This window comes from Paraburkholderia sp. BR10882 (assembly GCF_040948855.1).
In the GTDB taxonomy this organism is placed as follows: domain Bacteria; phylum Pseudomonadota; class Gammaproteobacteria; order Burkholderiales; family Burkholderiaceae; genus Paraburkholderia; species Paraburkholderia nodosa_A.
On record NZ_JBFPKP010000026.1, the window covers coordinates 1 to 26,755 of the forward strand.

At 63.7% G+C, this 26,755-nt stretch carries 29 protein-coding genes and 3 pseudogenes; 12 read left to right on the forward strand and 20 right to left on the reverse strand.

Annotated elements, in window-relative coordinates; all coding sequences use genetic code 11:
• Nucleotides 1-126 precede the first annotated feature (126 nt).
• Both AB3X99_RS36390 and AB3X99_RS36395 read left to right on the forward strand, forming a co-directional pair.
• Nucleotides 127-996: pseudogene (locus tag AB3X99_RS36390) on the forward strand (mannitol dehydrogenase family protein); the annotation flags it as partial.
• A gap of 42 nt (nt 997-1,038) precedes the next feature.
• On the forward strand, nt 1,039-2,340 hold the full coding sequence (locus AB3X99_RS36395) for an MFS transporter (RefSeq protein ID WP_368619691.1): 1,302 nt from the start codon (nt 1,039-1,041) through the stop codon (nt 2,338-2,340).
• 24 nt (nt 2,341-2,364) lie between these two features.
• Here AB3X99_RS36395 and AB3X99_RS36400 read toward each other — a convergent pair whose 3' ends face one another.
• The gene (locus tag AB3X99_RS36400) at nt 2,365-4,386 is read right to left on the reverse strand and encodes an FAD-dependent oxidoreductase (RefSeq protein ID WP_368619692.1); all 2,022 of its coding nucleotides are present in this window, start codon (nt 4,384-4,386) and stop codon (nt 2,365-2,367) included.
• Nucleotides 4,387-4,584: 198 nt separating this feature from the next.
• Between AB3X99_RS36400 and AB3X99_RS36405 the strand changes: the two genes are divergently transcribed.
• Both AB3X99_RS36405 and AB3X99_RS36410 read left to right on the forward strand, forming a co-directional pair.
• The gene (locus AB3X99_RS36405; protein WP_069263023.1) at nt 4,585-5,079 is read left to right on the forward strand and encodes a MarR family winged helix-turn-helix transcriptional regulator; all 495 of its coding nucleotides are present in this window, start codon (nt 4,585-4,587) and stop codon (nt 5,077-5,079) included.
• Between the two features lie 241 nt (nt 5,080-5,320).
• Nucleotides 5,321-5,545, forward strand: coding sequence for a hypothetical protein (locus AB3X99_RS36410; RefSeq protein ID WP_368619693.1), 225 nt, complete (start codon nt 5,321-5,323; stop codon nt 5,543-5,545).
• A gap of 136 nt (nt 5,546-5,681) precedes the next feature.
• Here AB3X99_RS36410 and AB3X99_RS36415 read toward each other — a convergent pair whose 3' ends face one another.
• The 3 genes from AB3X99_RS36415 to AB3X99_RS36425 all read right to left on the reverse strand — a co-directional run bounded on the left by AB3X99_RS36415 (nt 5,682) and on the right by AB3X99_RS36425 (nt 8,085).
• Nucleotides 5,682-6,695: a zinc-binding alcohol dehydrogenase family protein gene (locus tag AB3X99_RS36415; RefSeq protein WP_368619694.1), complete on the reverse strand. Its 1,014-nt coding sequence runs from the start codon at nt 6,693-6,695 to the stop codon at nt 5,682-5,684.
• A gap of 19 nt (nt 6,696-6,714) precedes the next feature.
• Nucleotides 6,715-7,026 (reverse strand): antibiotic biosynthesis monooxygenase, encoded by a 312-nt coding sequence (locus AB3X99_RS36420; protein ID WP_069263021.1) that lies wholly within the window; start codon nt 7,024-7,026, stop codon nt 6,715-6,717.
• A 159-nt stretch (nt 7,027-7,185) separates the two neighbouring features.
• The gene (locus AB3X99_RS36425) at nt 7,186-8,085 is read right to left on the reverse strand and encodes a LysR family transcriptional regulator (RefSeq protein ID WP_342949343.1); all 900 of its coding nucleotides are present in this window, start codon (nt 8,083-8,085) and stop codon (nt 7,186-7,188) included.
• A gap of 280 nt (nt 8,086-8,365) precedes the next feature.
• Here AB3X99_RS36425 and AB3X99_RS36430 point away from each other — a divergent pair, with 280 nt between their 5' ends.
• Nucleotides 8,366-9,220: a DUF1989 domain-containing protein gene (locus AB3X99_RS36430; protein WP_133180720.1), complete on the forward strand. Its 855-nt coding sequence runs from the start codon at nt 8,366-8,368 to the stop codon at nt 9,218-9,220.
• Between the two features lie 17 nt (nt 9,221-9,237).
• Here the strand turns inward: AB3X99_RS36430 and AB3X99_RS36435 are convergent, their stop codons facing one another.
• The gene (locus AB3X99_RS36435; RefSeq protein WP_069263018.1) at nt 9,238-9,675 is read right to left on the reverse strand and encodes a PRC-barrel domain-containing protein; all 438 of its coding nucleotides are present in this window, start codon (nt 9,673-9,675) and stop codon (nt 9,238-9,240) included.
• 156 nt (nt 9,676-9,831) lie between these two features.
• Here AB3X99_RS36435 and AB3X99_RS36440 point away from each other — a divergent pair.
• Nucleotides 9,832-9,978 (forward strand): annotated as a pseudogene (locus AB3X99_RS36440) (zinc-binding dehydrogenase); the annotation flags it as partial.
• Between the two features lie 24 nt (nt 9,979-10,002).
• Here AB3X99_RS36440 and AB3X99_RS36445 read toward each other — a convergent pair.
• Entirely contained in the window at nt 10,003-10,428 is a 426-nt protein-coding gene (locus AB3X99_RS36445) for a Fur family transcriptional regulator (protein WP_368619695.1), read from the reverse strand.
• 173 nt (nt 10,429-10,601) lie between these two features.
• Here AB3X99_RS36445 and AB3X99_RS36450 point away from each other — a divergent pair, with 173 nt between their 5' ends.
• Nucleotides 10,602-11,813, forward strand: coding sequence for a polysaccharide pyruvyl transferase family protein (locus AB3X99_RS36450; protein ID WP_368619696.1), 1,212 nt, complete (start codon nt 10,602-10,604; stop codon nt 11,811-11,813).
• Between the two features lie 345 nt (nt 11,814-12,158).
• On the opposite strand, the gene AB3X99_RS36455 is transcribed toward AB3X99_RS36450, so the two are convergent.
• Entirely contained in the window at nt 12,159-13,034 is an 876-nt protein-coding gene (locus AB3X99_RS36455; RefSeq protein ID WP_368619697.1) for a LysR family transcriptional regulator, read from the reverse strand.
• Between the two features lie 412 nt (nt 13,035-13,446).
• Nucleotides 13,447-14,880 (reverse strand): DEAD/DEAH box helicase, encoded by a 1,434-nt coding sequence (locus AB3X99_RS36460; protein ID WP_368619698.1) that lies wholly within the window; start codon nt 14,878-14,880, stop codon nt 13,447-13,449.
• Nucleotides 14,881-15,113: 233 nt separating this feature from the next.
• Between AB3X99_RS36460 and AB3X99_RS36465 the strand changes: the two genes are divergently transcribed.
• On the forward strand, nt 15,114-15,404 hold the full coding sequence (locus AB3X99_RS36465) for a hypothetical protein (RefSeq protein WP_069263012.1): 291 nt from the start codon (nt 15,114-15,116) through the stop codon (nt 15,402-15,404).
• A gap of 33 nt (nt 15,405-15,437) precedes the next feature.
• Here the strand turns inward: AB3X99_RS36465 and AB3X99_RS36470 are convergent, their stop codons facing one another.
• Nucleotides 15,438-15,722 carry a hypothetical protein gene (locus AB3X99_RS36470; protein ID WP_368619699.1) on the reverse strand — a complete coding sequence of 95 codons (285 nt, stop codon included), beginning with the start codon at nt 15,720-15,722 and terminating at the stop codon, nt 15,438-15,440.
• A complete protein-coding gene (locus tag AB3X99_RS36475; protein WP_368619700.1) occupies nt 15,719-16,084 on the reverse strand; it encodes an acyl-CoA dehydrogenase family protein in 366 nt (121 codons plus the stop codon). Before AB3X99_RS36475 ends, AB3X99_RS36470 begins: the two co-directional genes overlap by 4 nt.
• Nucleotides 16,085-16,098: 14 nt before the next feature.
• On the opposite strand from AB3X99_RS36475, the pseudogene AB3X99_RS36480 reads away from it, so the two are divergent.
• Nucleotides 16,099-16,581: pseudogene (locus AB3X99_RS36480) on the forward strand (substrate binding domain-containing protein); the annotation flags it as partial.
• 12 nt (nt 16,582-16,593) lie between these two features.
• On the opposite strand, the gene rpsU reads toward AB3X99_RS36480, so the two are convergent.
• The 5 genes from rpsU to AB3X99_RS36505 all read right to left on the reverse strand — a co-directional run bounded on the left by rpsU (nt 16,594) and on the right by AB3X99_RS36505 (nt 18,742).
• Complete coding sequence (rpsU, locus tag AB3X99_RS36485) at nt 16,594-16,806, reverse strand: 30S ribosomal protein S21 (RefSeq protein WP_069263010.1); 213 nt, start codon at nt 16,804-16,806, stop codon at nt 16,594-16,596.
• 104 nt (nt 16,807-16,910) lie between these two features.
• Nucleotides 16,911-17,177 carry a translation initiation factor IF-1 gene (infA, locus tag AB3X99_RS36490; RefSeq protein WP_083245150.1) on the reverse strand — a complete coding sequence of 89 codons (267 nt, stop codon included), beginning with the start codon at nt 17,175-17,177 and terminating at the stop codon, nt 16,911-16,913.
• A 513-nt stretch (nt 17,178-17,690) separates the two neighbouring features.
• Nucleotides 17,691-17,915, reverse strand: a complete 225-nt coding sequence (locus tag AB3X99_RS36495; protein ID WP_368602836.1) for a hypothetical protein — start codon at nt 17,913-17,915, stop codon at nt 17,691-17,693.
• 278 nt (nt 17,916-18,193) lie between these two features.
• Entirely contained in the window at nt 18,194-18,397 is a 204-nt protein-coding gene (locus AB3X99_RS36500) for a cold-shock protein (protein ID WP_091997204.1), read from the reverse strand.
• A gap of 165 nt (nt 18,398-18,562) precedes the next feature.
• Nucleotides 18,563-18,742, reverse strand: coding sequence for a hypothetical protein (locus AB3X99_RS36505; RefSeq protein ID WP_368602813.1), 180 nt, complete (start codon nt 18,740-18,742; stop codon nt 18,563-18,565).
• Between the two features lie 129 nt (nt 18,743-18,871).
• Here AB3X99_RS36505 and AB3X99_RS36510 point away from each other — a divergent pair, with 129 nt between their 5' ends.
• Both AB3X99_RS36510 and AB3X99_RS36515 read left to right on the forward strand, forming a co-directional pair.
• Complete coding sequence (locus tag AB3X99_RS36510) at nt 18,872-19,246, forward strand: BON domain-containing protein (RefSeq protein ID WP_368619701.1); 375 nt, start codon at nt 18,872-18,874, stop codon at nt 19,244-19,246.
• 275 nt (nt 19,247-19,521) lie between these two features.
• Nucleotides 19,522-19,824, forward strand: a complete 303-nt coding sequence (locus AB3X99_RS36515) for a DUF4148 domain-containing protein (protein ID WP_368619702.1) — start codon at nt 19,522-19,524, stop codon at nt 19,822-19,824.
• A 174-nt stretch (nt 19,825-19,998) separates the two neighbouring features.
• Here the strand turns inward: AB3X99_RS36515 and AB3X99_RS36520 are convergent, their stop codons facing one another.
• Both AB3X99_RS36520 and AB3X99_RS36525 read right to left on the reverse strand, forming a co-directional pair.
• A complete protein-coding gene (locus tag AB3X99_RS36520) occupies nt 19,999-20,493 on the reverse strand; it encodes a class I SAM-dependent methyltransferase (protein ID WP_368619703.1) in 495 nt (164 codons plus the stop codon).
• Nucleotides 20,494-20,561: 68 nt separating this feature from the next.
• On the reverse strand, nt 20,562-21,404 hold the full coding sequence (locus tag AB3X99_RS36525; protein ID WP_368619704.1) for an intradiol ring-cleavage dioxygenase: 843 nt from the start codon (nt 21,402-21,404) through the stop codon (nt 20,562-20,564).
• A 388-nt stretch (nt 21,405-21,792) separates the two neighbouring features.
• Here AB3X99_RS36525 and AB3X99_RS36530 point away from each other — a divergent pair, with 388 nt between their 5' ends.
• Nucleotides 21,793-22,941: a branched-chain amino acid ABC transporter substrate-binding protein gene (locus AB3X99_RS36530; protein WP_368619705.1), complete on the forward strand. Its 1,149-nt coding sequence runs from the start codon at nt 21,793-21,795 to the stop codon at nt 22,939-22,941.
• Between the two features lie 80 nt (nt 22,942-23,021).
• Here the strand turns inward: AB3X99_RS36530 and AB3X99_RS36535 are convergent, their stop codons facing one another.
• The 3 genes from AB3X99_RS36535 to AB3X99_RS36545 all read right to left on the reverse strand — a co-directional run bounded on the left by AB3X99_RS36535 (nt 23,022) and on the right by AB3X99_RS36545 (nt 26,750).
• Nucleotides 23,022-24,158, reverse strand: coding sequence for a porin (locus tag AB3X99_RS36535; protein WP_368619706.1), 1,137 nt, complete (start codon nt 24,156-24,158; stop codon nt 23,022-23,024).
• A 197-nt stretch (nt 24,159-24,355) separates the two neighbouring features.
• Nucleotides 24,356-25,753, reverse strand: coding sequence for an MFS transporter (locus tag AB3X99_RS36540; RefSeq protein ID WP_368619707.1), 1,398 nt, complete (start codon nt 25,751-25,753; stop codon nt 24,356-24,358).
• Nucleotides 25,754-25,826: 73 nt separating this feature from the next.
• The gene (locus tag AB3X99_RS36545; RefSeq protein WP_368619708.1) at nt 25,827-26,750 is read right to left on the reverse strand and encodes a ketopantoate reductase family protein; all 924 of its coding nucleotides are present in this window, start codon (nt 26,748-26,750) and stop codon (nt 25,827-25,829) included.
• Between the last annotated feature and the right edge of the window lie 5 nt (nt 26,751-26,755).

Here is a 26,755-nt window from a genome sequence, read left to right on the forward strand (position 1 = left end):
TTTTGCCAAATCAATGCCAATCGTCGTAATCTTCATGTTGGGCGCCCTCCTCGATTAAGTGGTAGCTTCGACACTTCCACTTTGGCACACCGATGCCGTTTCGGGTGGGGGCGTCCATTCCATTAGTATGCGGAGCAGTTCGACCCGGCGCTCGCGCGCCGCATCGGCGAGACGATCGCGTTTCCCAACACGATGGTCGATCGCATCGTGCCGGCCGCCACGCCCGCGTCGCTCGACGCGGCTGCCACGCAACTCGGCCTGCACGACGAAGCCGCGATCGTATGCGAGCCGTTCACCCAGTGGGTCATCGAAGACCGCTTCAGCGGCCCGCGCCCCGCGTGGGAAGACGCGGGCGCGCTGCTCACACGCAATGTGCACCCGTACGAGGCCATGAAACTGCGCCTCCTGAACGGCTCGCATTCGGCGATTGCGTATGTCGGCCAGTTGCGCGGGCGCGAAACCGTTTCCGATGCGATGGGCGATCCTGCCACGGCCGCCTTCGTGCGCGCGCTGATGACCGAGGACCTGCTCGCCACCGTGACGGTCCCACCCGGCTTCGACGTTCACTCGTACTGCCAGGATCTGCTGGCGCGCTTTGCCAACCCGACGCTTGCGCACCGTACCGGTCAGATCGCGACAGACGGCACCCAGAAAGTGCCGGTGCGCTGGCTACCCGCGCTGCGCGAGAGCCTCGCGCGCGGTATCGAGCGCCCCCATCTCGAACGCGCGCTCGCCGCCTGGCTGCACTACCTCGCGACCGAACGCAGCGACACGGGCGCGTCGGTCCTGGTGAGTGATCCTGGCGCCCCCGCACTTGCCGCGAAGCTGCGCGGCGCGAGCACGGCGCTGGATACCGTGCAAGCCGCCCTCTCGCACACGAGCGTGTTTGGCGCAACGCCCTGGCCGCAGGCGTTCGCCGATCGGCTCGCCGGACATCTGCAATCGCTGCGCCTGCACGGCACGAACGCGCTGCTGGCTTGCCCCGCCCCTGCCTGATGCCGCACGCGCGCCCATATCTATAAAGACTGGAGACTGAACATGAAGCAACGCACGATGGGATGGATAACCGTATTCCTGTTATTCCTCGTCTACGGCATCAACTATCTCGACCGGGTGGCGCTTTCGATCACCGCACCGCTCGTTCAAAAGGACCTCGGCATCGATGCGGCGCAGATGGGCATCGTGTTCAGCAGCTTCTTCGTAGGCTATGCGCTGTTCAACTTCGTGGGCGGCCTCGCGAGCGACAGGCTCGGGCCGAAAATCGTGTATGTCCTCGCGGTCGGGCTGTGGTCGATCTTCTGCGGGCTCACGGCCGTGGCCGTGGGCTTCGCGAGCCTGCTCGTGCTGCGCGTGCTTTTCGGCATGGCCGAAGGGCCGCTCTGCTCAGGCGCGAACAAGATGGTCAACAACTGGATGCCGCGCGACATCGCCGCGACTTCCATGGGACTCCTGAGCGCCGGCTCGCCGCTCGGCGGCGCAATTGCCGGCCCGGTCATCGGGCTGCTCGCGATCAGCTTCGGCTGGCGCCCCGCGTTCTGGATCATCTGCGCGATTGGCCTCGTATGGTGCGTCGCGTGGATGCTGCTCACCGCCAACCGTCCCTCGGAAAGCCGCTTTGTCAGCACGCTCGACGAAGCCGAGCCCGCGCGGCGGGGGCAGGGCGTCGCGCACACGAGCCGCGCCGTGCCCGACAGCGCCGCTTCTTTGCCGCTTTCGGCATGGCTGCGCCAGCCGCTCGTGATCGCAACGGCCGTGGCGTTCTTCGCCTACAACTACGTGCTGTTCTTCTTTCTGAGCTGGTTTCCCAGCTACCTCGTGCAGGCGCATCACCTCAACATTCGCGAGATGAGTCTCGCCACCGTCGTGCCGTGGCTCGTGGGCACCGTTGGCCTCGCGGCGGGCGGCGCGATCTCCGATGCGATTTTCCGCTGGACCGGCAAGCTCATGCTCTCACGCAAGCTTGTCCTGTCGACGTGCCTCGCGGCGACGGGCGTGTGCGTGGGCGTTGCCGGCCTCGTCCATACGGCTGTCGCGGCCATCGCGCTGATGTCCATCGCGCTCTTCCTGCTCTATGCGACGGGTGCGCTCTACTGGGCGATCGTGCAGGACGTCGTGCATTCCGCGAGGGTGGGCAGCGTGAGCGGCTGCATGCACTGCGTGGGCAGCCTTTCGGGCGTGATCGGGCCGGCAGTGACGGGCTTGCTGGTGGAGCGCAGCGGCTCGTTCGCCACGGCGTTCGTGCTGGCCGGTGCGGTTGCACTCACTGGCGCGGCGCTCTCGGCAATTTTCATTCGCGACGCGCGCAAGAGTGCGCCGCTGACGGACGAAGCATATTCGTGACCAGCGCATGCGCCAGCAGCGACGTCATATCGTTAGCGCGAGCCGCGTGGCCTGATCGATAGCGCGCAACGCATCGAGTTCGGCGGCGACATCGGCGCCGCCTATCACCTTCGGTTTCGCTGCGCGCGCGACGAGTTCGTCATAGAGCGTCCGATTCGAATTCTGGCCCGCGCACAGCACGACATGATCGACGGCGAGCACATGCGGCTTGCCGTCGACGCGATAATGCAGGCCTTCGTCGTCGATCGCGTCATAGGTCACGCCCGACGTCATCATCACGTGCGCCTTGCGCAGCCGGGCCTTCAGGATCCATCCCGTCGATTTGCCGAGGCTCCTGCCGAGTGGTTCCTCCTTGCGCTGAAACATGTGCACGCTACGGCGCGGCGCGCCATGAGCGTCGCTACGCGTCAAGCCGCCCGCATCCGCATTCTCAGGATCGACGCCCCACGCGCGGAAAAACGCACCGCGGTCCAGCGATTCCTGCTCATCGCCCAGCAGATACTCGGCCACGTCAAAACCGATACCGCCCGCGCCGATGATCGCCGCGCGCGTGCCCACTTCGACCTTGCCCGCGAGCACATCGATGTACGACACCGCCTTCGGATGATCGACACCTGCAATATCGGGCACGCGCGGCGTGACGCCGGTGGCGATGACGATCTCGTCGAACGCCTCGCTGGCGAGTTCATCAGCCGTAGCGGCTTCCCCAAGCCGCAACGTCACGCCAAGCCGTTTTAGCCGCACCTCGAAATAGCGCAGCATCTCGTGAAACTCGGCTTTGCCGGGGACGACCTTCGCCAGATTCAGCTGCCCACCCAGCCGCGCATGCGCTTCGACCAGCGTGAGCGTATGGCCACGTTCGGCGGCGTTGATCGCGAACGCCATGCCGGCCGGTCCGCCGCCCACGACCGCGATGCGTTTGGGCTGCAAAGCCTTGCCCGCCGCGAATTCGATCTCGCGCCCGGCGCGCGGATTGACGAGGCAAGTGGCCGTGCGTTCCGTGAAGATGCGGTCGAGGCAGGCCTGATTGCAGCCGATGCAGGTGTTGATCTCATCGGCCATGCCAAGCCGCGTCTTCTTCGCGAAGTCCGGGTCGGCGAGCAGCGGGCGCGCCATCGAAACGAGATCGGCCACACCGGAGGCGATCAGTTCCTCTGCAACCTCGGGCGTATTGATGCGGTTCGACGCCATCACCGGAATCGACACCGCCTCTTTGACGTTGCGAATCGCGTCGCGCCAGGCCGCGCGCGGCACGCACGCCGCGATGGTCGGCACCGCCGATTCGTGCCAGCCCACACCCGTGTTGATGAGATCCGCGCCGGCCGCTTCGATCTCCTTCGCGAACGCCGCGATCTCGGCGCCGCTCATGCCGCCTTCCACGAGATCGATTGAAGAGATACGGTAGATCAGCATGGGATCGCGGCCCATTTCTGCGCGTACGGCGCGCACGATGTCGAGCGCGAAGCGGATGCGGCCTGCGAAGCTGCCGCCGTATTCGTCGGCGCGCGCGTTGGTGACGGCGGCCGTGAACTCGTTGATGAGATAGCCTTCCGAGCCCATGATCTCCACGCCGTCGTAACCGGCCTGGACCGCCAGCGCCGCCGTGCGGGCGAAGTCGTCGATGGTGGCGCGCACTTCCTGAGTGCTGAGCGCGCGCGGCGCGTACGCGTTGATTCGCGCCTTGGCGGCCGAGGGCCCCACGCACTCCGGCACTTTCGCATAGCGGCCCGCGTGCAGGATCTGCAGCACGATCTTGCCACCCGCCTCGTGAACCGAGCGCGTCACGGCGCGATGCTCGTCGACCTGCTCCGCGCGATTGAAGAGCGGGCCACCCGCCTCCATCACGCCTTCGGCGTTCGGCGAGAACCCGCCGCTCAGAATCAGGCCGATCTCGCCGGCCGCGCGCGCCGCATAGAACGCGGCGAGGCGCTCTTGCGGACGGTCGAGCGTTTCGAGCCGCGTGTGCATCGCGCCCATCACCATGCGGTTGCGCAGCAGCGTCGCGCCAACGCGAAGCGGGGTCAAAAGCCGATCGTAGGTCGCCATGGGGATGTCTCTTGATATTCTCGTGCGTCGTTTCCACACTCTAGGCGAGCCCCTTAATTACGTCAACATCATGATATATATTGAGGGCACGAGGAGGGGTATTGCCCAGATGGACGGCGCGCCCACTTCCCTTCACTATTTTCGTATCAGGTATTTGTCTCATTGCCGCCGCACTCGCGCGGCGACCGAAAGGCGCCCATGACCCAGAACGACCCTTCGTACGATCAATCCGTCTCGTCGATTCACAACCGCTTGTTCTTCCGGCTTTTCCAGGCGGGTAACACGCTCGACCGGCAGACGACCAAGGCGCTCGGCATCACGACCGTGCAGTGGTCGGTGCTCGGCGCGCTGTCGCGCCCGCAGGTTGCAGAGGGCATGTCATTTTCCGAACTGGCCGATTATCTCGTCGTGAGCCGCCAGAGTCTCGACGGCGTGCTCAAGCGCCTGGAGCGCGACGATCACGTGCTGCGCGTGGCCGACACCGTGGACCGGCGTGCGAAAAAGGTCGTGCTCACAGAGCAGGGCAAGGTGTTCTGGGAGAGCCTGCAGCCGAAGATCTACGAGTTCTATCGCCAGGCGCTCGCGAGCTTTCGCTTCGACGACAAGGTTTCGCTCGTGCACTTCCTGAATCAGCTGAACAAGGGCATGGACGAGATCGATCTCGGCGAACCGGCGCAGCGCGACGAGGCGTGAATGCACGCTCGCGCTTTCATATCGTGCAATGCGCGCCCGGTGTGTGCAAATTCCGCATTTGCGGCTGCGGGCCTGCAATTGCACATGGAAGGACACCTTCTCTTATCGTGAAAGACATCACGTAAACCATTGAACAACAAGGAAATTGCGGTTCCCCGATGCTGCAGGGAAGTCGTCTTTCACTGCGATAGACTGAATCCAACGACGCTTCTTATTCGCTTGTTAATCAATGGAGAACATGATGGACGTCTATATCGAACCGTTACCGAGAGGCCAATGGGGGCCAATCGATGGCTATGCCCTGGAGTTCGCGGACGGCAGCAAGTTCGCCGAGAACATCTTTCGCTCCGAGCTTCTCGCGATCAGCGAAATCGTCCTGAGAGGCTATAGGCCGCTGCTGGCGAAGGTTCGCATTACGGACAAGCACGCCAACGCGCACTGGAAGCGCCCCGAAACTGCGCGCTGACGCGCTCGAGCTCGACGGCGTGGATTGCCGTCGAGCCGTGAGCACCATAACCGCACCCTGAGTGGCCCTTTCGTCAGGCTCGTGAGCACGGCCGATTGTACGTTCGACCGCGGAGTCGAGTGACGGACGGCGCGATTTAAAACCCTTCGAGCACGAGCTTGCCGCGCGAGCGGTTGGTTTCCACGAGTTCGTGCGCCCGGCGCAGGTTTGCCGCATTGATGGTCCCGAAGCTCTCGTTGAGGGTCGTGCGCAACACGTCCTCGTCGATGAGCGAAGCCATGCGCTCGAGCAGATCATGCTGGCGAATCTGGTCTTTCGTCCCGAACATCGAGCGCGTAAACATGAACTCCCAATGCAGGGCCACGCTCTTCATCTTGAGCTTGCGGAAGTCGAACAGCTCCGGATCGTCAATCAGCGCGAGATGCCCCTGCGGGTTGATCGAGGCGACGATCTCGTCGAAGTGATGGTCGGTCTGATTCAGGCTCGCGATATAGTCCACGCCTTCTATACCAATACGCTTGATTTCCTGCGAAAGCGGCTTCGTATGATCGATGACGTGATGCGCGCCCAGTTCGCTCACCCACTTCGAGGTTTCGGGCCGCGACGCCGTGCCGATCACCGTGAGGCCCGTGAGCTTGCGCGCCAACTGCACGAGAATCGAACCGACGCCGCCCGCCGCGCCGATCACGAGCAGCGAGCCGCCGGACGGCACCGTGCCCTCGGGCACCTTGAGGCGGTCGAACAGCAACTCCCACGCTGTGATGGAGGTGAGCGGCAACGCGGCCGCCTCGGCGAAGTTGAGGCTCTGCGGCATGCGGCCCACGATGCGCTCGTCCACCACGTGCAATTCGCTGTTGGTACCGGGGCGCAGCAGCGAGCCCGCATACCACACCCGGTCGCCCGGCTTGAAGAGCGTCACGTCGCGGCCCACGGCGCGCACGATGCCGCTCGCGTCCCAGCCGATCACTTTCGGCTCGCCGTTTTCGGGCGCCTTGTTCGCGCGCACCTTCACGTCGACCGGGTTCACCGACACCGCGTGTACTTCGACGAGCAGATCGTGCGGACCCGGCTGCGGCTCGGGGAGATCGAGATCGATCAGCGAATCGGCGTCGCTGATGGGGAGATTTCGGTAGTAACCAATCGCTTTCATCGTGAATACCTCCAGACAGTCAAATTGCGGGAAACCGGCTTTGTTGAACGAGCGGCTCGAAGTGATAGAGGTCGGGGTCCGCCGAGAAGTACGGCCACAGCGTGTGCAGGAAGGTCTGGAAATCGCCGTGCATCATGAACGCGCTCTGCGCGTCGAGGGAGTCCCACTCTACTTCCAGCACGTAGCAGCCTTCGTCTTCGCACTGCGGACCGAGGCGGTGCCCGCGATAACCCGGCTTGTTCGTGAGCAGCGGGCATACGCGCAGCCAGGCCGCCTCGAAACGCGAAATCTTGTCGGCTCGCAGGTAAAAGCGGCCTATCGCGACGATCATCCGAGCCTCCGTGCCGTTCGTCTTCGTACGAATAATCGGCCAGCGCGCCCGGCGCGCATAGGGGCAAACGGCGAATTCAGCTTCAACGCTGCTTTGAAGATCGAGGGGGCGATCGGGCCCGGTACCGAACTGCGAGCGGACTGACCGCGGATTCAAATATCAGGCGAGATACGCGGCAATGCGATCGCGCAGCCAATCGCGCAGTGCGTTGACGGTCGGCGAGAGCATCGTGCGGTGCGCGCAGACGAGATGCAGCGGCGCGCCTTCGCCCTGAAACGCGTCGAGCGCGGTTTCGAGGCGCCCCGCCTGGATATCGGCGAGCACGTCCAGACGCGACTTGTACGCCAGGCCATGCCCCGCCACGGCCCAGCGGCGCACGAGTTCGCCGTCGTCGCTGCTGCGGTTGCCCTGCACGTTCACGACGCTCGCTACGTCGCCGCGGTAGAAGGTCCAGCGGTCGTGCAGCGTGTCGCTCAACGCGAAGCGCAGACAGTTGTGGCGCGAGAGATCGGCAGGCGTCGCGGGTTTGCCGTGACGCGCGAAATAGCCGGGCGCGGCGCACAGCACGCGCCGGTTGTCGGGCGCGAGGGGCAGCGCGACGAGGGAGGAATCTTCGGGCACGCCATAGCGAACCGCCACGGCAACCGGCGACCGGAACATGTCTGTCACGTGGTCGCCAATGTGCACCTGGAACGACACCGCCGGATGCTGCACCTGAAAGTCGTCGAGCCAGGGGACGAGCACGTTGCGCCCGAGATCGGAGGGAATCGACAGCGACACCGTGCCGCCGATCATCTTGCGCCCATGCGCCACGGCGTTCTGGCCGGCCTCCACCTGCTCCATGACGCCGCGCGCGTATTCGAGGTAGCGCTCGCCGTCCGGCGTGAGGCGCAGGCTGCGCGTGGAGCGTACGAGCAGGCGCGTGCCGAGTTCGGTTTCGAGGCGCTTGAGGCCTGCGCTCGCCACCGCGGGCGTGAGATCGAGTTGGCGCGCGGCGGCCGAGAGGCTCCCGTTGTCCACTGCACTGATAAAGATGACGAGGTCTTCCAGTCTGATCATGTACCGTCGCGTCGTTGGGCTGCGCTCGCCTCGGAAGCAGGCGCCGCGGTCATGGAGTAAGCGAACTGTACACGATGCCACCTCGAGCGCGGGCAGGCCCGATCACGCCAAAAAGTCCGCGAATCCCCAACATTGCATCGTTGAACAATCTTTGGCTTACCGTTGCGCGATTCCTATACTCCCCAGCAGAGATCCCGCGAAGGCTGCGCCGTGCCCCATCGGCTTCGCGAATGCGGGCACAGGTCGTTCACGCAGGTCGTTCATACAGGAGTACGAGGCAATGCTGAATTATCCCGCCGCCTACCAGTCGACCAAGGGCTCCGCGCTCGACGTGAACAAACCCTTTTACCGCCGCATCGCCGAAGAGAAGGATCAGCGCGAGCTAATCGAATCGATCGTCGTGCCGATACGCTCGGGGCAAGCCTGGAGCGTGCCCGCCGGACACGTGTTCCGCATCGTGACGATCGAAGGCCCGCAGGTGGCCGACCTCAATCTGTGGAACCGGCACGATCCGCGCGAACGCATGTGGGCTTCGCGCACGCGCCAGCTCCAGCAGGCGCACGTGAGCACTTTCGACCGCCTGTGGTCGACGCTGCCCTTCCTGCGCCCGCTCGTCACCATCACCGACGACAGCCTCGCCGATTACGGCGTGGACGAACATGGCGGACGCGTACACGACCTGCTCGGCACGCGGTGCGACCCCTACGTGAACCGCATGCTGACCGGCGAAGACTTTCATTTCCACTGCCACTCGAATCTCACGCGCGCCATCGCGCCGTACGGGCTCACCGAATACGACGTGCACGACGTGCTCAACGTGTTCCAGTGCACAGGCCTGAATCTGGAGGACAAGTACTTCATGAAGGCCTGCCCGGCGAAGAAGGGCGACTACCTCGAGTTTTTCGCCGAGATCGACCTGTTGTGCGCGCTTTCGACCTGCCCCGGCGGCGACCTGTCATTGCCGATGTGGGGACCCGATGCACGCGACCCGCTGGAAGTCTGCCGGCCGCTCGGCATCGAGATCTACCGGCTGGCGCCGGCGCTGCTGGAAGGCTGGTCTTCGCCGCCTGTCGCCGAATATCGCGGCCTGCACGGCATGGCGTTGCAGCAGCCGGACTGGAAGTGCGGCTGCTGAAACGCGACGGCTCTAGCTTACTGCTGCTTCTCGACCTTCTTCGGCTTCGGCGGCGATTCGACCTTCGCGTACTGGAACGCGGGCGTGGCCTTCAGCGCTTCCTTGGTTGCGCCGGGCAGGTAGAGATTGCCCTGGCGCACGTCGAGCGAAGCGATGGGCACGGCGACGTCGTGCGAGCCGACGCCGAGGAAACCGCCCGCCGAAACGATGGCCGCGGAAACCGAGCCGTCCGGCGCCACGATCAGGTCGCGCACGGTGCCGATCTTCACGTTGTCGTCGTTATAAACGGACTTGCCGAGTACGCTCTTCTTCACGCTCCAGCCTTCGAGCAGCGCCTGCGACTGCTCGACCGAAACGCTCAAGGGCTGCGCGCCCGCGATCTGGGCATTCGCGCCGGCACTGGCCAGCACGGCGCTGAATGCGGCTACGGCCAACATCGTCTTGCGGAAAAGCATTTTCTTTCGCTCCTGTATTCCGGTTAGTTCGCCGCGCAGGTCGTTGCGAATCAGCGCGAGACTGCAGGCGGAATACCATGGTAGCCGGTATGGGGCGGGGATGCGCTCAAGCTGCTTGCGCGAGCATGCACGAAGCAGGCGGGTGCAAAAACGGTGCGCGCCAAAGCCTTCATTCTGGGCGGCCTGGAAGCGGAGGCACTACGGCCCGTCATAGCGAGGACGTTCCCCTTCGAGCAGATCGTCGAGGCGCACCGTTATCTGGAATCGAACGAGCAGTTGGGAAAGGTGGTCGTTACGCTCTGAACCTGGCGCCGGCAATGCGCGAGTTCACGACGAAGCCGCGGCGCACTGGGCGCAAAGCCCGAACACGACGAGACTTGAATGCGTATAGCGAAAGCGTTTCGCCGCAGCGATGGTGGCGTGCTGTTCCTGCAGCATCGGCTCGTCGATGTCCACCACGGTCTTGCAGCTCTCGCACACGAGATGCGCGTGCGGCGCACCACGCCCGAGTTCGTACACCACGCGCGTTTCGCCAACCCAGGTGCTGTCGAGCAGCGACGATTCCATCAGTTGCGCAAGCGCGCGATAGACGCTTGCCAGGCTGCATTGCTCCACGTCTTTTGCAATGCGGCGAAAGACCTGGTCAGCCGTCAGATGCTCGTGCGGCGCCTCATGAAATACCTTCAGCACGGCCACGCGGCTGGATGTAGGGCGCAGGCGCGCGCTCTTCAGTTCGGAGTAGACCGTTCTCATACGCAGGGAAAACACGTCGGCAAGGCCGACAGTTTCCTCGAGAATGCTTAAGGTTTCCTTATGTCAGTATGGGAAGCGGCCCGACTTGCGGCCCCACTTTATGCTGCGGCGCCGTATGGACGGGAGAGTATGGGACTGGTGGCTATTGAACAGAAGCACGATCTGAGGCGCGCATGGCTTCCACGCCCACTGTGATCTTCGGCGCCTTCGACCGGCACAATTTCGGCGACCTGCTGATCGCGCAGGTGGCGGCGCGCATGCTGCCACGCCGCGAACTGCTGTTCGCCGGGCTCGCCGCGCGCGATCCGCATGGCGATGGCGGCCCTGCCACGGTCGCACTCGCGCGCATCGCCGCTTTCGCGCGCGGCCGCCCCGTGAACGTGATTCACGCAGGCGGCGAGTTGCTGACCTGCAATGCCTGGGAGGCCGCCGTCATGCTCGCCTCGCCGCAGCGCGTGCCTGCGCTCATCGCAGCCGAAGATGACTGGCTGCGCGACGGACACGCGTGGGCGCACCAGCATGTTGGCGTGGCGTCGCTCGCGCCGTATGTGCTGTCGAAATCCGCATTGCCGGGCGTGCGCGTGAAGCATCTCTCGTTCAACGCGGCAGGAGGCGTCGATCTCGATGCGCGCAATGCGCTGTTGGGCGCCGACGTGCTCGCCGCGCTGCAGACCGCGGATGCGGTCAGCGTGCGCGACCGCCAAACCCAGGCGCTGCTCGCCCAACGGGGCATCGAAGCCCGCCTGATACCGGACCCCGCCACGATGACAGCGGCCCTGTTCGGCACGGCAATACGCCGGCACGCCGCCAACTCCGCGCTGCCCGGCGTGCGGCAGGCGTTCCCACGCGGTTATGTCGCCGCGCAATTCAGCGCTGACTTCGGCGACGATGCAACGCTCGATACGCTGGCCACCCAATTCGAACTCGCGGCGCGGGGGCACGGCCTGGGTATAGCGCTGTTTCGCGCGGGCGCCGCTCCCTGGCATGACGACCTCGCGGTGTACGAGCGGCTCGCGGCTCGACTGCGCGCGGTTCACGTTCGCGTGTTTGCCTCGCTGAACGTCTGGGACATCTGTGCGCTGATCGCAGGAAGCCGCATCTATTGCGGCAGCAGCCTGCACGGTCGCATCGTCGCGATGGCGTACGCGCTTCCTCGCGTCAACATCAGTCATCCTGATTATTCTCTCGACGCAAGCAAGCATGCGGCTTATGTGCGGACATGGGAAGCGGCAGGTCTCGCAGGCGTTGTGAATCTAGGCAATCTTGCCGATGCGGTTGCCAATGCTCTCGCGACCGATCGCGAATCACTGCATGAAACCGCATCGGCACTCGCGCGGCGCTATCGGGAGGAATTCGAAACTATGGTTGCTGAGAATCGACTATAGGCCGTGCAAAAGATCGGTGCGGCGGCGGACGACGACACTGCCCTCGGTCAGATAAGCGCGCCATTTTTCGCACAACCATTCGCAAATCCTTTCGCGCATAGATCGACCGGCGAATTGCGGCTTCTGTGCGCGATTCGACGGTTCGATACTGGTTTACCCGGTCCGATTGAAAGTAAAAAAATACCATTCAATCTACACAGCGGCCGGCTTTCTCCAGAACCGGAATCAGGCGCAATACACGCTCTCCGGCACCGCCTACTCAGGCTTGACGGTGGCTCCCGGCAGCGACACGCGCGGCATAGGGGTCGGCCTGGTACACAAGTTCCAGGAACAGCCGCGCATCCACTAACCGTTCTTCATTGCGGCGCGCAAGAATGCAACAAAGCGCGCCGTAACCGGATTTTCCCGCATGGAAGGCCATGCGAGTCCCACGCGCCACTTGGCGTTTTTGCCATGAAGCGGCAGTACCGTAGCATCCCGCAGCAGGTGTCGTGCGCGAGAAGGAATGAACGCAATGCCCACTCCCGCGGCGACCGAAGTCAGGACCGACTGGATGTCTTCGGCCTGCTGCGTCACCTTCGGCACGAAGCGGTGCTCGATGCACCACCGGTCGATCTGTGCAGCGAGCCCAGGCCCGCGTGCACGCACCAGCGAGATGAAGCCGATTTTATTGAGCGCGTCGAGATTCGCCGGGAGGCGTGTGTACCGAAGGTGTGGCGGCAATGCGAGCGCAAGTCCCTCGTCTACGACTTTGAATGACGACAGACCATCCGCGGCAGGCAAGCGAAGGAAACCGGCATCCAGCTTGCCCGCCAGCAGACGGCGCGTTTGCTCTGCGGAAGACAGGTCGCTCAGGGTGACGGTGACGGCAGGATGCTGCTCTCGAAAATCGGCGATGAGCTTCGGCACAATCGTCAATACGGAAAGGCAGATTCCGAGGCGCAAATGGCCGTGCCGGCCGCTGCTTGCCTCTCGCGCGCGCAACAGGATTTCATCCGCGTCGCGTACGAGCGCCTGCGCATCGGACAGGAACGTCTCGCCAAACGGCGTGAGTTGCGCACCGTGCCGACCGCGTTCGAACAGCCTGCCACCGAGGCTCGCCTCCAAAGCGCCGATCTGCTTGCTGAGTGCCGGCTGACTCATGTGCAACGCATCCGCTGCGCGGCTGAAATGGCGCAGGTCGGTAACCGTCAGAAACGTCCTCAGTAATTTCAGTTCCATTCGGAAAAGTAATCATACCGGTAAGAACATTCATTTTACTGATCGATGGGCGAGGAGTTCAATACGTGCATGCCCCTCTCGAGAATCATCCGCAATGCCAATTCGAACCTCGCCGGCTGACGGCCCCCAGGCGGACCTTGAAACCGACGCCATCGGTAAAACGGCGGTCGACAGCGAATCCGACACGCCCCCGGTCAGCCGCTCCGATTCGCGCAGAGTGCGCAGTCGCCGTTCTCGCTTCGGCGACGTGTCCCACGACGCCCACCTTCGCGCGGCGACGGGTGCGATCGCCGTAAGCTTCGCTGTCGTCTCTCGCAGGCACTGGCCGCGTTGAGCACGGTTGTGTGCGCGCCTGCGCCAAAGTGCGCCGGTGGCCAGCCTGTTCCAGGACTGGCGTTGCGCATCTCAAGGATCAGGGTTGGCGTTTGCCGCGGCCGCCAGCGGGTTTGCCAGCCGGCTTGCGCGAATCCGCAGCTGGCTTGCTGCGTGGCTTTTGCACGCTGAATGGGCTACCGCTCGTGAAACTTGTGCCCTTACCCGCGGCCACAGTGCGCTGCGTCGCAGGCTTGCCCTTGCTCTCGCCACTTTGCGGTCGCGGTTTTTTGCTGGCGACCTGCATGGCGCCCGGCACTGCATGGGGCACTTTGGGCTTCTTGGGCTTTTTGGGTTTCTTGATGAGTTCACCCGTCGCGCTGGTTTGCGGCACGCGGTGTTCGGCTTCGAAGCCCGGTTCTTCTTCGCGGGGCAGCGTTTGCCGGATCAGCGCTTCAATCGCGGCCAGTTGCGGCGCTTCATCGGCGCACACGAGCGACACCGCCACGCCGCTGGCGCCCGCGCGGCCGGTACGGCCAATACGGTGCACATAGTCTTGCGCCACGATCGGCAGATCGACGTTGATCACCAACGGCAGATCGTCGATATCCAGCCCACGCGCAGCCACATCGGTGGCCACCAGCATATTGACTTCGCCCGTTTTGAAGCGCTCCAGCGCACGCAGTCGCGCCGGTTGCGGTTTGTCGCCGTGGATGGTGTCGACCGCATAGCCCGCTTCATCCAGCATGGCCGCCAGATAATCCACGCCACTGCGGGTTTTGACGAACACCAGCGCGTGCTCCCAGTTGTTCTCGGCCACGAGGTGCATGAAGAGCTCAGGCTTGTTCCTTTTATCCACCGGAACCACCCACTGCTTGATCTTGCTGGCCGTGGCATTGGGCGGGCTCACGCTGATATTGACCGGGCTGCGCAGAATGCCCGCCGCCATGGCGCGGATATCGTCGGTAAACGTCGCGGAGAACAGCAGGGTCTGCCGCTGAGCCGGCAAGGCAGCAAAGACGGCGTTGAGTTCGCGCGCAAAGCCCAGATCCAGCATGCGGTCGGCTTCATCCAGCACCAGCGTTTGTACCTGATCAAACTGCACGGCGTTCTGGCGGTTGAGATCGAGCAAACGGCCCGGCGTGGCAACGAGCACATCCACGCCTTTGCGCAACTTCATCATCTGCGGGTTGATACTCACGCCGCCATAGGCGGCCAGAAATCGCAAGTCGAGGCCTTTGCCGTAAGCGATAAAGCTTTGCAGCACTTGCTCGGCCAGTTCACGCGTGGGCACCAGCACGAGAACGCGCGCGCGGTTGCTGGACACCGCCGGGCCGTGTTGCACCAGCCGCTGCAACAGGGGCAGCGCAAAACCCGCCGTTTTGCCGGTACCGGTCTGTGCCCCAGCCATGACGTCCTTGCCGCTGAGCACGGCAGGAATCGCCTTGGCCTGCACCGGCGTCGGCGTCTGGTAATTGAGGTCTTGCACATTACGCTGCAAGGGTTCGATCAGGCCAAGCGAGGCAAAAGACATCGGCGTATTCCGGGCTAAAACTGTAATTTTAGCGGTTACCACGCAGGTTCGATGGTCAGGAAGATCGATGCTGAACGCCGCTGAATAACGTAGCGGCGCCGCGCGCCGCCCCGGCATCATCGCTGAACATGACAGGTTTCGTTTTTATGTGTCATCGTACAGAACCCATTCATGTGCTACTGTAGGTACCCAGAGCCAGCAGGACGTTTCAGTCGAACACCAGAAGGATCCTCATGGAATTCAATAATGGCGCTGTACTAGAAGCTCTTCGACTTGCTTTGCATCGACAAATACCGTGGCACAAGCGACCGGCAATCTTCACGTTGCTTCGCGCACAGGGTTTGATCCAGACCGTAGACCAGAAACCTCCCCCCAGTACGAAGTACCTCCCCACCTTACAGATTGCCGTCCTGACGGATAAAGGACAGAGCGAAATCCAGCGCATCGAAGCGTCAAAGCATGTTTCAGGATGGCTGGACGACGACTACTTCGCAACGTTCCTTGCGGAAGTTGTGCTTGCCTGACCACGCATCATTGCGTGCCAGCGATTTCGATATTCACGAATCGGGCCAGATCGCTCCAGGGGCGCTCATGAGGCATTCAGGGAGATGACTCGCCCACGCTGCTGATGTTCGGACCGCGCGGCTCTCGGTATCGAAGAAGTTGCTTTCCGGCACGATCCTGTCGGCGATCGCGATGTGATGGCTGCCGCAACCCTTGAGCCCTGCCACGTGCCACGTATCCTCGATCTGCCATTCGGACGCCGGGAGAATGAAGCCGCGCACCAGCGGCGGCCCGTCTTCGCCAGCGTGACCGGGAAGCGGCTTTCCGTCTTTCGTCATCGTGCCGAAACACACATCCATTCGGTCTGCTGACAACCGCTCGCGAACGGCCAGCGCCCGCTTACGCGCCAGCCACCCGGCACCGGCTGTGCGGTGCCCCCAGGCTGGGGTGACCCGGCGAGTATGACGTCCGGAACTGATTCGTACACCTGATCATAGGTCCGAATGTTCAGCAGGGAGGCAATCAGCGCGCTTGCACTGGCAATCATCGCGGTCCAACCCAACGACCCATCGATCCTAGCGAGTTCGACGATCACCCTGAGCCCCTGCGGAAGATCCAGTTCCATTCCGCCGTGACTCCCGGGTACGAACATGCGATACATGCCAATCGCTTTGAGCGTCTCCACCAGGTCTGAAGGCATTCGTCGCGCCGCCTCGCGCCGGCTCCACTAGCCACGCAGCCCGCAAGCTGGCGACATCGCAAAACATCCTGTGCGCGTCGCCGGCGTATCTGGCCCACTTCGGACAACCGGCCATGCCGGCGGACCTGATGCAGCACCGCTGCATCGGGTACACCTATGCGGCCACCGGCGATGAGTGGCAACTCATCGACCGTGGCGGCAAGACCCACGCTGTGAGGGTCGACTGCCACATGCATACCAATAACGGCGACACGGCACGCTTGGCAGCGCTCGCTGGCCAAGGCGTGATCTGGCAACCAACATTCCTGACCGGCGACGATCTACGTGCCGGTAAACTCGTTCACGTGTTGCCGGATTATCGGCTGGCCGAGATCGACATACTCGCCATGTACCCGAGCCGTCGACAGCTGAGCGCCAGGGTGCGCGTCATGATCGATTTCCTCGTCGATGCGGTCAGCGCAGTGCCACCATGGGATCGGGGCAGTCGGCACAGGTAGATGCCGGTGCGGTCAGTACCGCTTCTTCGGCGGCAACGACCGTTTGATCTGCTTGCGCAGGCGTGCCACAGCAGCGGCCTTTTTGCGCTTGCGTACCGCGGTAGGTTTTTCATAGGCTGTCCGGGCACGAAGCTCCGGAATCAGGCCGGTGCGCTCGATCGAGCGACGGAAACGGCGCAACGCAACTTCCATGGGCTCGTCGGGTTTCAGAATTACGGTAGTCACTATTTTCCTTGGTTGAGATCCACCAGCCATGGCGAATCGTGATATGGATGTGCACGCTGCGTCGTGGCACAGGTAAGGGTCACAGCCGACGGTCGCGCGCTCCGTCAACGACGGCGAAATGGGGTTCTTGGCGTTGCGGCGCCGCTTCGCTCATCCTTATGCCGGAAATTGATTCGTCCTTTCGTCAGGTCGTACACCGAGAGTTCCAGCGTTACCCGGTCGCCCGCAAGGATGCGAATGTGATTCTTGCGAATTCGACCGGATGCGTACGCACCTACAACCACGCCATTGTCGAGCGTGACGCGGTAACGGCTGTCTGGCAGCACTTCGTCAACGATACCGTCGAGTTCCAGCAGTTCTTCTTTGGCCATTCAAGATTCCTGATCATTTGGCGGGACATGGGTTCGGACGCCGCATTGTGAAGACGTCGCGAGCGTTGATCGACAAGCGCTCGCGCGGCAATGGGGAGCATGAAATTGCCGGGCTGCCCTTGCGTCCCGGAAGTCATGGTCACCGCTCTGTCCGGGCGGCGACTGAGATACGCGAGGGGATGGGTAAAACGCGGCGGCTCGCAATACCGGACCGATACGCGTCGGGGCGTATAGTCCAGCGAGCACAGTTATCGCTGGACTATCAATCAAAGGAGGACTCGCGACTCACCCACACGCGTCTTGTCGGTGCTGTGCGAAGCGAACTAGTCCTGTATTGTAACCGAAGGCCGCTATTTATCCCGCCACTCTCGGCGGGGCCACAAGGAATGGGTGTTGTCAGCGACGCATGCCGACGACGCGCAGTTCGGAGTCCCGCGTGATGATTGGGCGCGCTTTGCTGCACCCGCCCTGGCGCTTCAGGTGCGTTGAGTGTTTCGCACTTTGGCGTCGTCTTTAGCCGCGCGTGTCGACCCAGTTGCGTGCCCACTGGGTCGAGTGCTGCAACGCTTGCTCTTCACTCTTGAAGTAATCGAGCGAATAGAACGAGTAGCGGCCTTCGGCTCGCTCGCCGTCGATGAGTTCGAGCGACAGGTTGGATGAAAAGCTACCATCGGGCAAGCGATGCGCCGAGGATTGGACGGCATAGCCGTTGTAATGTTGAATTTGCTTGTTCTGCATTTTAATTTTAATGATATTTGAGCGCGCACATGCCGTGCGAATCGCGCACGGGCGCGCCGATTCAAAGCCATTCGAGCCGAATTCTTCAGCAGTCGAAAAGCGAAAAAAGGGCGTTAAAGCCTGAGGGGAGAATGAGGCGCAACGAGGCGTATGGCGCCGGCAAGCTGCTGAATAAACAGATGCCAATCAGGAGTGATCGCGCCAACAGAGGGAGGCAAAGCTCCGCGAGGGTGTCGCTGCAACCCGGCGTCCGTCTGAGGAGGCCGGGCCCTTCAACTTTACAGCGGCTTGATGTTAGCCGCTTGCAGACCCTTCGGGCCTTGCTTCGTTTCGAAGCTCACCTTCTGATTCTCAGCCAGCGTCTTGAAGCCTTCGCTCCTGATTTCGGAGAAGTGAGCGAACAGGTCGTCACCGCCCTTGTCCGGGGTGATGAAGCCAAAGCCTTTGCTGTCGTTGAACCACTTAACGGTGCCGGTATCCATGAAGAATCCTTGAGAAAAAAATGCGAAAAATTGCTCTATTGAAGAGCGCGTGAAGCTTCAAGGAGGGAGAGGACAACGAATACCGCGGGGGCGCGAGCAATTGATGAACAGCAATCGAACTTCTTGAACTTCGATGCGAACGTTACCCTGCCGGATGGACCAGCGTCAATACTTATCTTGTAACTGTTTCACGAGGCGGCCCGCTTTGCCGGCGAAGCGATGCGGCCCTACCTTGCTGCGCCCCTTGCCTGGCGTGGCATTGCGCGCAGCAGACCGCTGGACGCCCTTGCACTTGAGCGAACCGTTCCTCGAGAGGATCCAGAGGGTGCCGGTGAAGGTTGTCATGCTCGAAAGCGCCGGGCATTATCCACTCGAACAGCCCGGACTCTCGCAAATGGTGGACGCCAGTGACGCGTTCTACCGTGATGGAGCGGCTAGATAGCGGGAAATCGAAGGGCTGGCCTGAAAGGGAGCATGAAAGTGAGCGGTGTGAGCGTCAAAATCTGCGCGATCCTGGTTGCGGTCTCCATGAGTTGTGGCTCGATCCACGCTGGCGCGCAGACAGGTGAGAACACGGGTGCTGGCGCGACAGCGCATCGGGCGGCGTACTCGACGTCGCGGCTTCAGAACAGGCCGGACAGTGCCGTGACTCGTGACGTCCGCAGCGCCCTTGAGCGGACGCCGAACCTGGATGCTTCAGGGATTCGCGTCAGGGCGCGCCTCGGCGTCGTGACGCTCACGGGATGGGTGCCTGAGCCCAGGCAGATCGCGCTCGCCGGCAACACGGCAAGATCGGTGCGCGGAGTCAGGTCGGTGACGAATCAGCTGACCTTGCGGAACAGCCGTTAGACCATCCGCCCCCGAACAATCCAGGCAATCTCGGGAAAGGATCGAAATGCCGATCCCTGCTTCGACGCGCGTGGCCACACGATCCGCCGCGCCATTTCGAGAGCCTCCATCAAATGGTGGAGGCCAAAACGATCACCCGCGCATACGATCGGAACAGAGGACAACGATAACGTATGAGCGCTGCAAAGTCTGGCAAGGGGTCGAACCAGGGTTCGGATGAACGGGCCGTTTGCAGCACGTGTGAGCCGGTGTCACTAACCCGGAGGTGGACCATTATGAAGACGCTAGTCCACGCAGTTTGCGCGGTCGCCGTCATGGCTGTGCCAATTGCTTCGTTGGCGCAGTCGGATGGAGGTCTGACGCGCGCACAAGTACAGGCCGAGATCGCACAGCTTCAGCAAGCCGGCTTCAATCCGGCCAATGCGAACACCGTCGACTTTCCCTCCAGCATGCCGGCCGCCGACGCTAGTGCCGCCGGCCAGGGCAGCGGCTACGGCCCTGCCATGAACGGCTCGTCGCAGATGGGCCATCCGGCCAGCCCGGCCGGGATGAAGCCGGTGTTCTTTGGCGGGTCGTAAGCTTTTTCGTCTGACGAGGTCGCGCGATGGCGTGTATGCCGGCTCTTCCTGAGCCGGCATGGAGCGTCGTGCTATGCGCTTCGCACCCTTCAGAACCCCGAAAAGAGCAGGCGAAAGAAATAGGCACACGCTTGTTCTGCGATCCTGCTGAATGGCCGTTACCTGCCTGTTCGCTCATGGTTCGACAGCGAGCACGCAAAAAGCCTTCCCGGTTTCGACAAGCTTCGCTTCGACAAAGCCGGCGGCTGTTAGTCGTTCGATCAACCCGCCGGGCTTTTGTCCCGAATACGCAGTGAAACCGGGCGCGAAGGTGCTGGCTTCGCATGGCAACCGCTCCACTGAGCCGATTCGCAGACCGACCCGGCCGCGGGCGATTGCAGCGGCATTCCGCGCTGTGGCTTGCGCCAGCATTTCCTGTGATGGATCGATGCCGTCAATGTGCCCGGAGGGTGCCGCTGCGGCGAGAAGCTGAATACCCGCGCCAGGCCCGAACCCGATTTCAAGCACCCGGTCGTGTTCGCGAATCTCGAGGGGGCCGATAGCCCATGCCGCGCACGGCTGGTTCATCTTTGCCATGAGCATGCCGCCGAGCCGGCCGAGGATGCCTTCGGGTCGACCGAACGCTCGCATCAAGACACGCTCGAACGCCCCCACGATCGCTTCTCCCATGTTGCATGCAAGAAGTCTATCAGCGCGCCTGGGCCAGCATTGCCGCCCCGCGCCCGGTGCGGCCGGGATCAGTGTGTGTGAGGCCCCGAAAGCGGTTCGAGCGGCTGCGGCTGCGCATCGGGATCGACCACCGCGCTCACGCGCGCACGCAACCCGGTGACGCGGCCATCAACGGCAATGGGGCTCGCGCTTGCGACCATCGTCGAGCCGGACTGATCGACGAATACCGGGTCTTCGCTCTGCGTGGTGCGCTGGATCGCGTGGCCGCGATACGGATCGAGTTGCATCAGCGTCACCATCAGCGATTCCGGCAAGAAGACCTGGCCGACATGCGAAACATGCGTGCGCTGCGGTTGCGACGCGCTTGCCGTGCGGACCTTGAAATGAATGTGGTTGGTGCGCCCGGGATAGTTGCCCGGCACGATGGTTTCGAACGTGACGATGCCCGCGCGATCGGTGTGCTGAATGCCGCGCAGGAAGGTCTGGTGGTCGGTAGGCCGCAGCGTGGGCGGCGTCATGGGCGGCGGACCAGGGGGCCGTCCCGCGGGCGGGCGGCCAGGCGCCTTCGGATCGAAATCGGGCGGGGGCGGAAGTTCCATCTTCGTGTAGCCCGAATAGACGCCCATCGCATCGCATTGCCATATGTCGACTGCCCCGCCAACGAGCGGCGCGCACGTTCTCGCGTCGGTAAGCACGATGTCGAGCGTCAACGGCACGCCCGCTCTGCCCTCCCGGATGTCGCGGCGCACGAGATCGCCGTCGATCCAGTAAGGGCCGACTTCCTGCTCGGGCGTGAGCCGGCAAGGCGCAGCGTTCGCGAAGGCCGCGGGGCTCGTTTCAATGGTCGCAACGGTCGTGCCGACCGCGATCGTCAGTTTGATGAATTCTCGTCGTGACAGGCGTGATGTCATTGTTGTGCTGCATTGCGCGTGATGGCGGGACTTTACCGGACCCCGCGCGGATGTCGATTACATTTCTACTACGCCTTATTTCGCCCCGGCAGGGCGTACTTGCCCTGATTGCCCCGATTCGGCCGGCTATGCAGAAATGCGCATGGAAGCCGTCGTGAACGGTCAAGACGAAGCGATATTGGCTTCCTATAGTCGCTCTCAGCGTCTCGCCCCGGCGTCTTGCGTGCGGGGCGCTTCGATCGATTCCACGCCTATTCTGGAGGAGCCCAACCCGCAGTCGACGCGAACAAGAGAGTCGTGAGCCGGCCGCTAACCGCGCGAAGCGGGCAGGCCTGGCCGGTATGCACGCCACAGCAGTAGACCCATGCTTGCCGACAAAGGAAACAACATGCGTTTTGCGAAGACTCTTACCCCTATCGCAGTTGCCGTTGGAGCACTTCTCGCTGTTGCACCGCTCGCCTCGCGCGCGGATACCGTCGTTAAAATCGGTTTTGCCGCGCCGCTCACCGGACCGAACGCGAATTACGGCAAAGACCTGGAAAACGGCGTCAAGATGGCCCTCGACGACGCCAAGGCGCAAGGCGTCAAGATCAACGGCCAGCCCGTCTCGTTCGAACTCGTCGCCGAAGACGATCAGGCCGACCCGCGCGTGGGCGTGCAGGTCGCGCAAAAGCTCGTCGACGAAGGCGTTTCGGTCGTCGTCGGCCACTTCAACTCGGGCACGACCATTCCCGCTTCCGAGCTGTACGAAAAGGCGGGCCTGCCCGACATCGATCCGGCCGCGACGAACCCGGTCATCAGCGGCCGCGGCTTCAAGAACATCTTCATGGTGATCTCGAGCGACGCGCAAAACGCGGGCACCGCGGGCGCCTACGCAGTCACGACGACGAAGGCCAAGCGCATCGCCGTCATCGACGACCGCACGGCGTTCGGCCAGGGCGAAGCCGACGAATTCGTGAAGGCCGTCAAGGCGCACGGTGGCGAGATCGTCGACCGCGAGTACACGACGAACCAGGCGACGGACTTCAAGACGCAGCTCACGAACATCAAGAGCAAGAACCCCGATCTGATTTTCGTGGGCGCCCTCAACCCGCAGGCGGCCGGCATCATGAAGCAGATGGCCCAGCTCGGCATCAAGGCGCAGTACGTGGGCGGCGGCGGCGTGAAGGATGTGGACTTCGTCAAGCTCGCGGGCGACGTGTCCGAAGGCGCCATGGCGTGGGAGTATGGCCGGCCGCTCGACAGCACGCCGGTCGGCGCGAAGTTCGCCGACCGCTTCAAGCAGAAGTATGGCGTCGACGTGCTCTCTTATGCGCCGTTCGGCTACGACGCGGCGTGGGCCGCCATCAAGGCGATGCAGGCCGCCAATTCGACCAAGCCCGACGACTATCGCGCGAAGATGCAAAGCATCGCCTTCGACGGCATTACCGGCCATATCGCGTACAACGCGAATGGCTCGCTCAAGAACGGTTCGTCCACGGTCTATCAGGTGAAAAACGGCCAGTGGGTGACGGTCAAGACGGTAAGCGGTCTCTGATCGCCCACGCGGCCCTCGCCTCGTTCAGGCGAGGGCCGCGTGCAACGCGAGGGTTTGCAACGCCACCGGCAGCCGCATACCTAGAAGCTATGCCGGATACCCGCCATGATCCCCAGTTGCCCCGCTCCCGGTGCGGGCGTCGTGCCGCCGCCACCCTGGCTCACCGTGTAGGCCGCCTTCGCACTGTTCCACAAATACGCGCCCTGCAGATAAACGGCTGATCGCTTGGACAGCTGATACGTGGTGCGCAGCGCCGCAATCGTGCCGCGCGTGTCGTGGTCGCTATTGACGATGTGGTACACGCCGCCGTCGACGATAAAGGCCGCCGTCACCGGATACTGCGCCGTGAGATAGAACTGGTCCGAATGCACGTTGGGCGTTTCAGCCGAAACCGTGTCGACGCGCCTGCCCAGCCAGCCGCCGCCGATGCGCAGCGCGCCGACATGGCCGTAGCCGTTGAGCTGGATGCGCACGTCGGTGTCGCCCGGGTTCGTCAGCGCGAAGGTCGGCGTGCCGTCGTAGAGGTTCGCCGCCGCGCCTGGGCCGCCGCGTTGTTCGTCATAGGCAGCGGCGACGCCGTAGCCATTGCGGTCGTAGCGCAGCATCGCCGACCATTCGCGGCAAGACTGCGAACTGCCCGGCACGGGCCCCGCGCAGGTGCCCTGGCCCGGCGAATTGCCGGTGCCGGCCGAATCGCGCCCGAATGACCACGTCGCGCCGAGCGTGAAGCCGCCGTAGCTGCCCTTGTAGACGATCGTGTTGTCGCTGCGCGAACTCGGCAGGTACTGGTCGAACGAAGCGGTGCCGCCGTAGATGTCCGGTCCGAGCAGATCGGCGTCGGCGATCGCCCAGAACGTCATGGTGTACTGACGCCCGAACGTCAGGCTGCCATAGGGGCTGCTCATGCCCACCCACGCCTGGCGCCCGAACAGCCGGCCGCCCTGATTCAACGTGCCGCCGCGCATGTTGAAGCCGCTCTCCAACGCGAAAATCGTGGACCACCCTCCGCCCAGCCCCTCGCTGCCGCGCACGCCCCAGCGCGAGGGCATTTCGCCGGTAATGCCGGGCATGCGCACCACGCTGTCGCCCGCCGCGTTCGCGTGTGAAACATATTCAATGCCGGTATCGACGATGCCGTAAAGCGTAACGCTGCCCTGCGCGAACGCCGACGCGCTGAGGCCAGCGCAGACCAGCCCTGCTGCGATCCGAAGTTTCATGATCTCCGTGTTCTCCTGGTGTTCCGGTCTCGCGGACTTGCCGCCAGCCGGACGTTGTTTTCGATTCGAGGCGTGAGAAGGCGACACGCAGCCGCGCCGCCATGTCGTGCGTCGTTTTTTAGTACTCTTGATTGAATGCACTGACCGATCGAACGCGATGGCGCAGGCCCGCGCCATCGTCCAGTCTCAGGAACGGATCAAATCCGCTGCTGTCCCGCGCGCTTCGGGATATGACGGCCCACCACGGCCAGCGCGATCAGCACCAGCGCCATGGCTGCGCCGAGCATCGTCAAATAGCCTGCCGCGCCGCCTGCGGTAATCACCACCGCGCCGGCAAACGCGCTCAGGATCGCGCCCACGCGGCCGAATGCCAGCGCCGAGGCCGTGCCCGTCGCGCGCACGCCCGTTGGGTAGACGTAGGCGCACAGCGCGTACATGGTCGATTGCACCGCGTTGACGAAGAGGCCGTGCAGGCCGAGACCCGCAATGAGCAAGCCCGTGTGCTGGGTCGCACCCACGCCGAGCATCACCCAGGCGCTCGCCGCGCCGCCCGCGCAGCACAGCAGGAGCGGCCCGCGCGAGCCGAAGCGCGCAATGGCGAGCGCGCACAGCAACGCGCCGATCACGCCGCCCAGGTTGTACGCGCTCAGCCCGTAGCCGGCGAGCGAGACGCTCAGACCTTCGCTCGTCAGCATGGCGGGCAGCCAGCTGAATGCGCTGTACACGGCGAGCAGGCACATGAAGAACGCCCACCAGATCGCCACGGTGTCGCGTGCGCGGCCGTCGCGAAAGAGCGCCGTGAAGCCCACGTGCTTTTCGGCGCTTTGCTCGCGCACGTCGGTGAACACCGCGTCCGGCGCAACCTCGCGCGCCATGCGGCCGAGCAGGCGCACGAGTTCGGGCCAGCGCTTCGGCCGGCGTGCGAGAAAGCGGGGAGACTCGGGCAGCGCCACGAGCAGCACGAGCGCGAGCACGAGGGGCAGCACGCCGCCTGCGAAAAAGAGCCCGCGCCAGCCGTACACCGGCAGCACTTGCGCCGCGAAAATGCCCGCCAGCATGCCGCCGAGCGGCACGCACACGATGGTTGCCGTCACCGCGAAGGTGCGAAAGCGCGCGGGCGTGAATTCGGCTGTCATCGTCGTCGAACTCGGCAGCGCGCCGCCAATGCCAAAGCCTGCTATGAAGCGCAGCACGGCGATGGCCGCCACGTTCGGCGCGAGGCCGATCGCGCAGGTCGCCGTGCCGAACACGAGTACGCTGCCCACCACGGCCCAGCGGCGTCCGAAGCGATCCGCGAACAGGCCGGCGAATGCGCTGCCGAAGCCCATGCCGATCAGCCCCGCCGCCACCACGGGGGCGAACGCATTGCGCGTGATGCCCCACTCCTTGATCAGCACCGGAATCGCGAAGCCGATCAACTGGCTGTCGAAGCCGTCGACGACGATCGACAAGGCCGCCAGCACCACGGCGAACTTCTGCAGCGTGGAATACGCGCCTTCGTCGAGCGTGCGGCCGATATCGACCGTGCCGCCAGCGATGGCGTCGCTCTCGCGCGGGGTCGCTCCCGAGGCGGGGGCGGGCGTGGCATAAGTCATGAATTGTCTCCTTTGCTGCGCTGTGGACGCGCAGTCATTCGTTTGTCATGGTGGTGCGACGTTGACTGCTATTTCATACGGAATCCTTTGCATCGACGAGGCGCACGAGATGCAGCAGCGCTGTCGTATATGGCACGGCGATCGCACGCATGCCCGCCGCCTCGACGACCGCGCCGTTGATGGCCTCGATCTCGGTCTTGCGCCCGGCGATCACGTCCTGGAGCATCGAAGGCCGATGCGCGCGGTGATGCGCGAGCGCGTGCCGCACGTTGTCGGCCACATGCGCCTCGTTCACGGCCACGCCGTGCGCATGCGCCACCGCCGCGACTTCTGCGACGATCTTGAGCGCGAGCGCTTCGCCGTCCGGCGCGTTCGTGAGTTCGCCGACAGTGCAGCCCGTCACCGCGCAAAGGCTGTTGAGCGCCGTGTTGAACGCGACCTTCTCCCAGATCGCGGCCCAGACATCGGCGTCCGCGCTGCAGGCGAGTCCGGCGTCGTTGAGCGCTTGGACCGTGCGGGAAAGCATCGGCGAATGCGCGCCGTCCGCGCTCATCAGGCGGATCACGCCCTGGCCGTGCGAACTCACGCGGCCAGGGCCGTTCTTGTCGGCCGGCCAGGTCGTCACGCCTATCATCACGCGAGCCGGGTCCGCGAACTGTGCGAGACGCTCGGCGTTGCCGAGGCCGTTCTGCAGCGACAGCAGCGCAGTTTGCGGCCCGAGCACGGCGTGCGCCGCGCCGAGCGCCGCCTGCGTGTGCAGCGTCTTGGTGAAGACGATCAGCAGATCGGCCGGCGTGGTCGCCGCCTCCGGGCGCAACGCCTCGAGATTCGCGACGACTCGCTCGCCCGCATCGGTCGTGAGCCGCAGACCGGCTTCGTTGATCGCGTTCAAGTGAGCGTCGTCGACGTCGAGCAGCGTGACGCGATGGCCCGCAACGGCGAGCAGACCGCCGAACAGCGAGCCCATCGCGCCCGCGCCGAGTATGGCGATATGCATGGCGC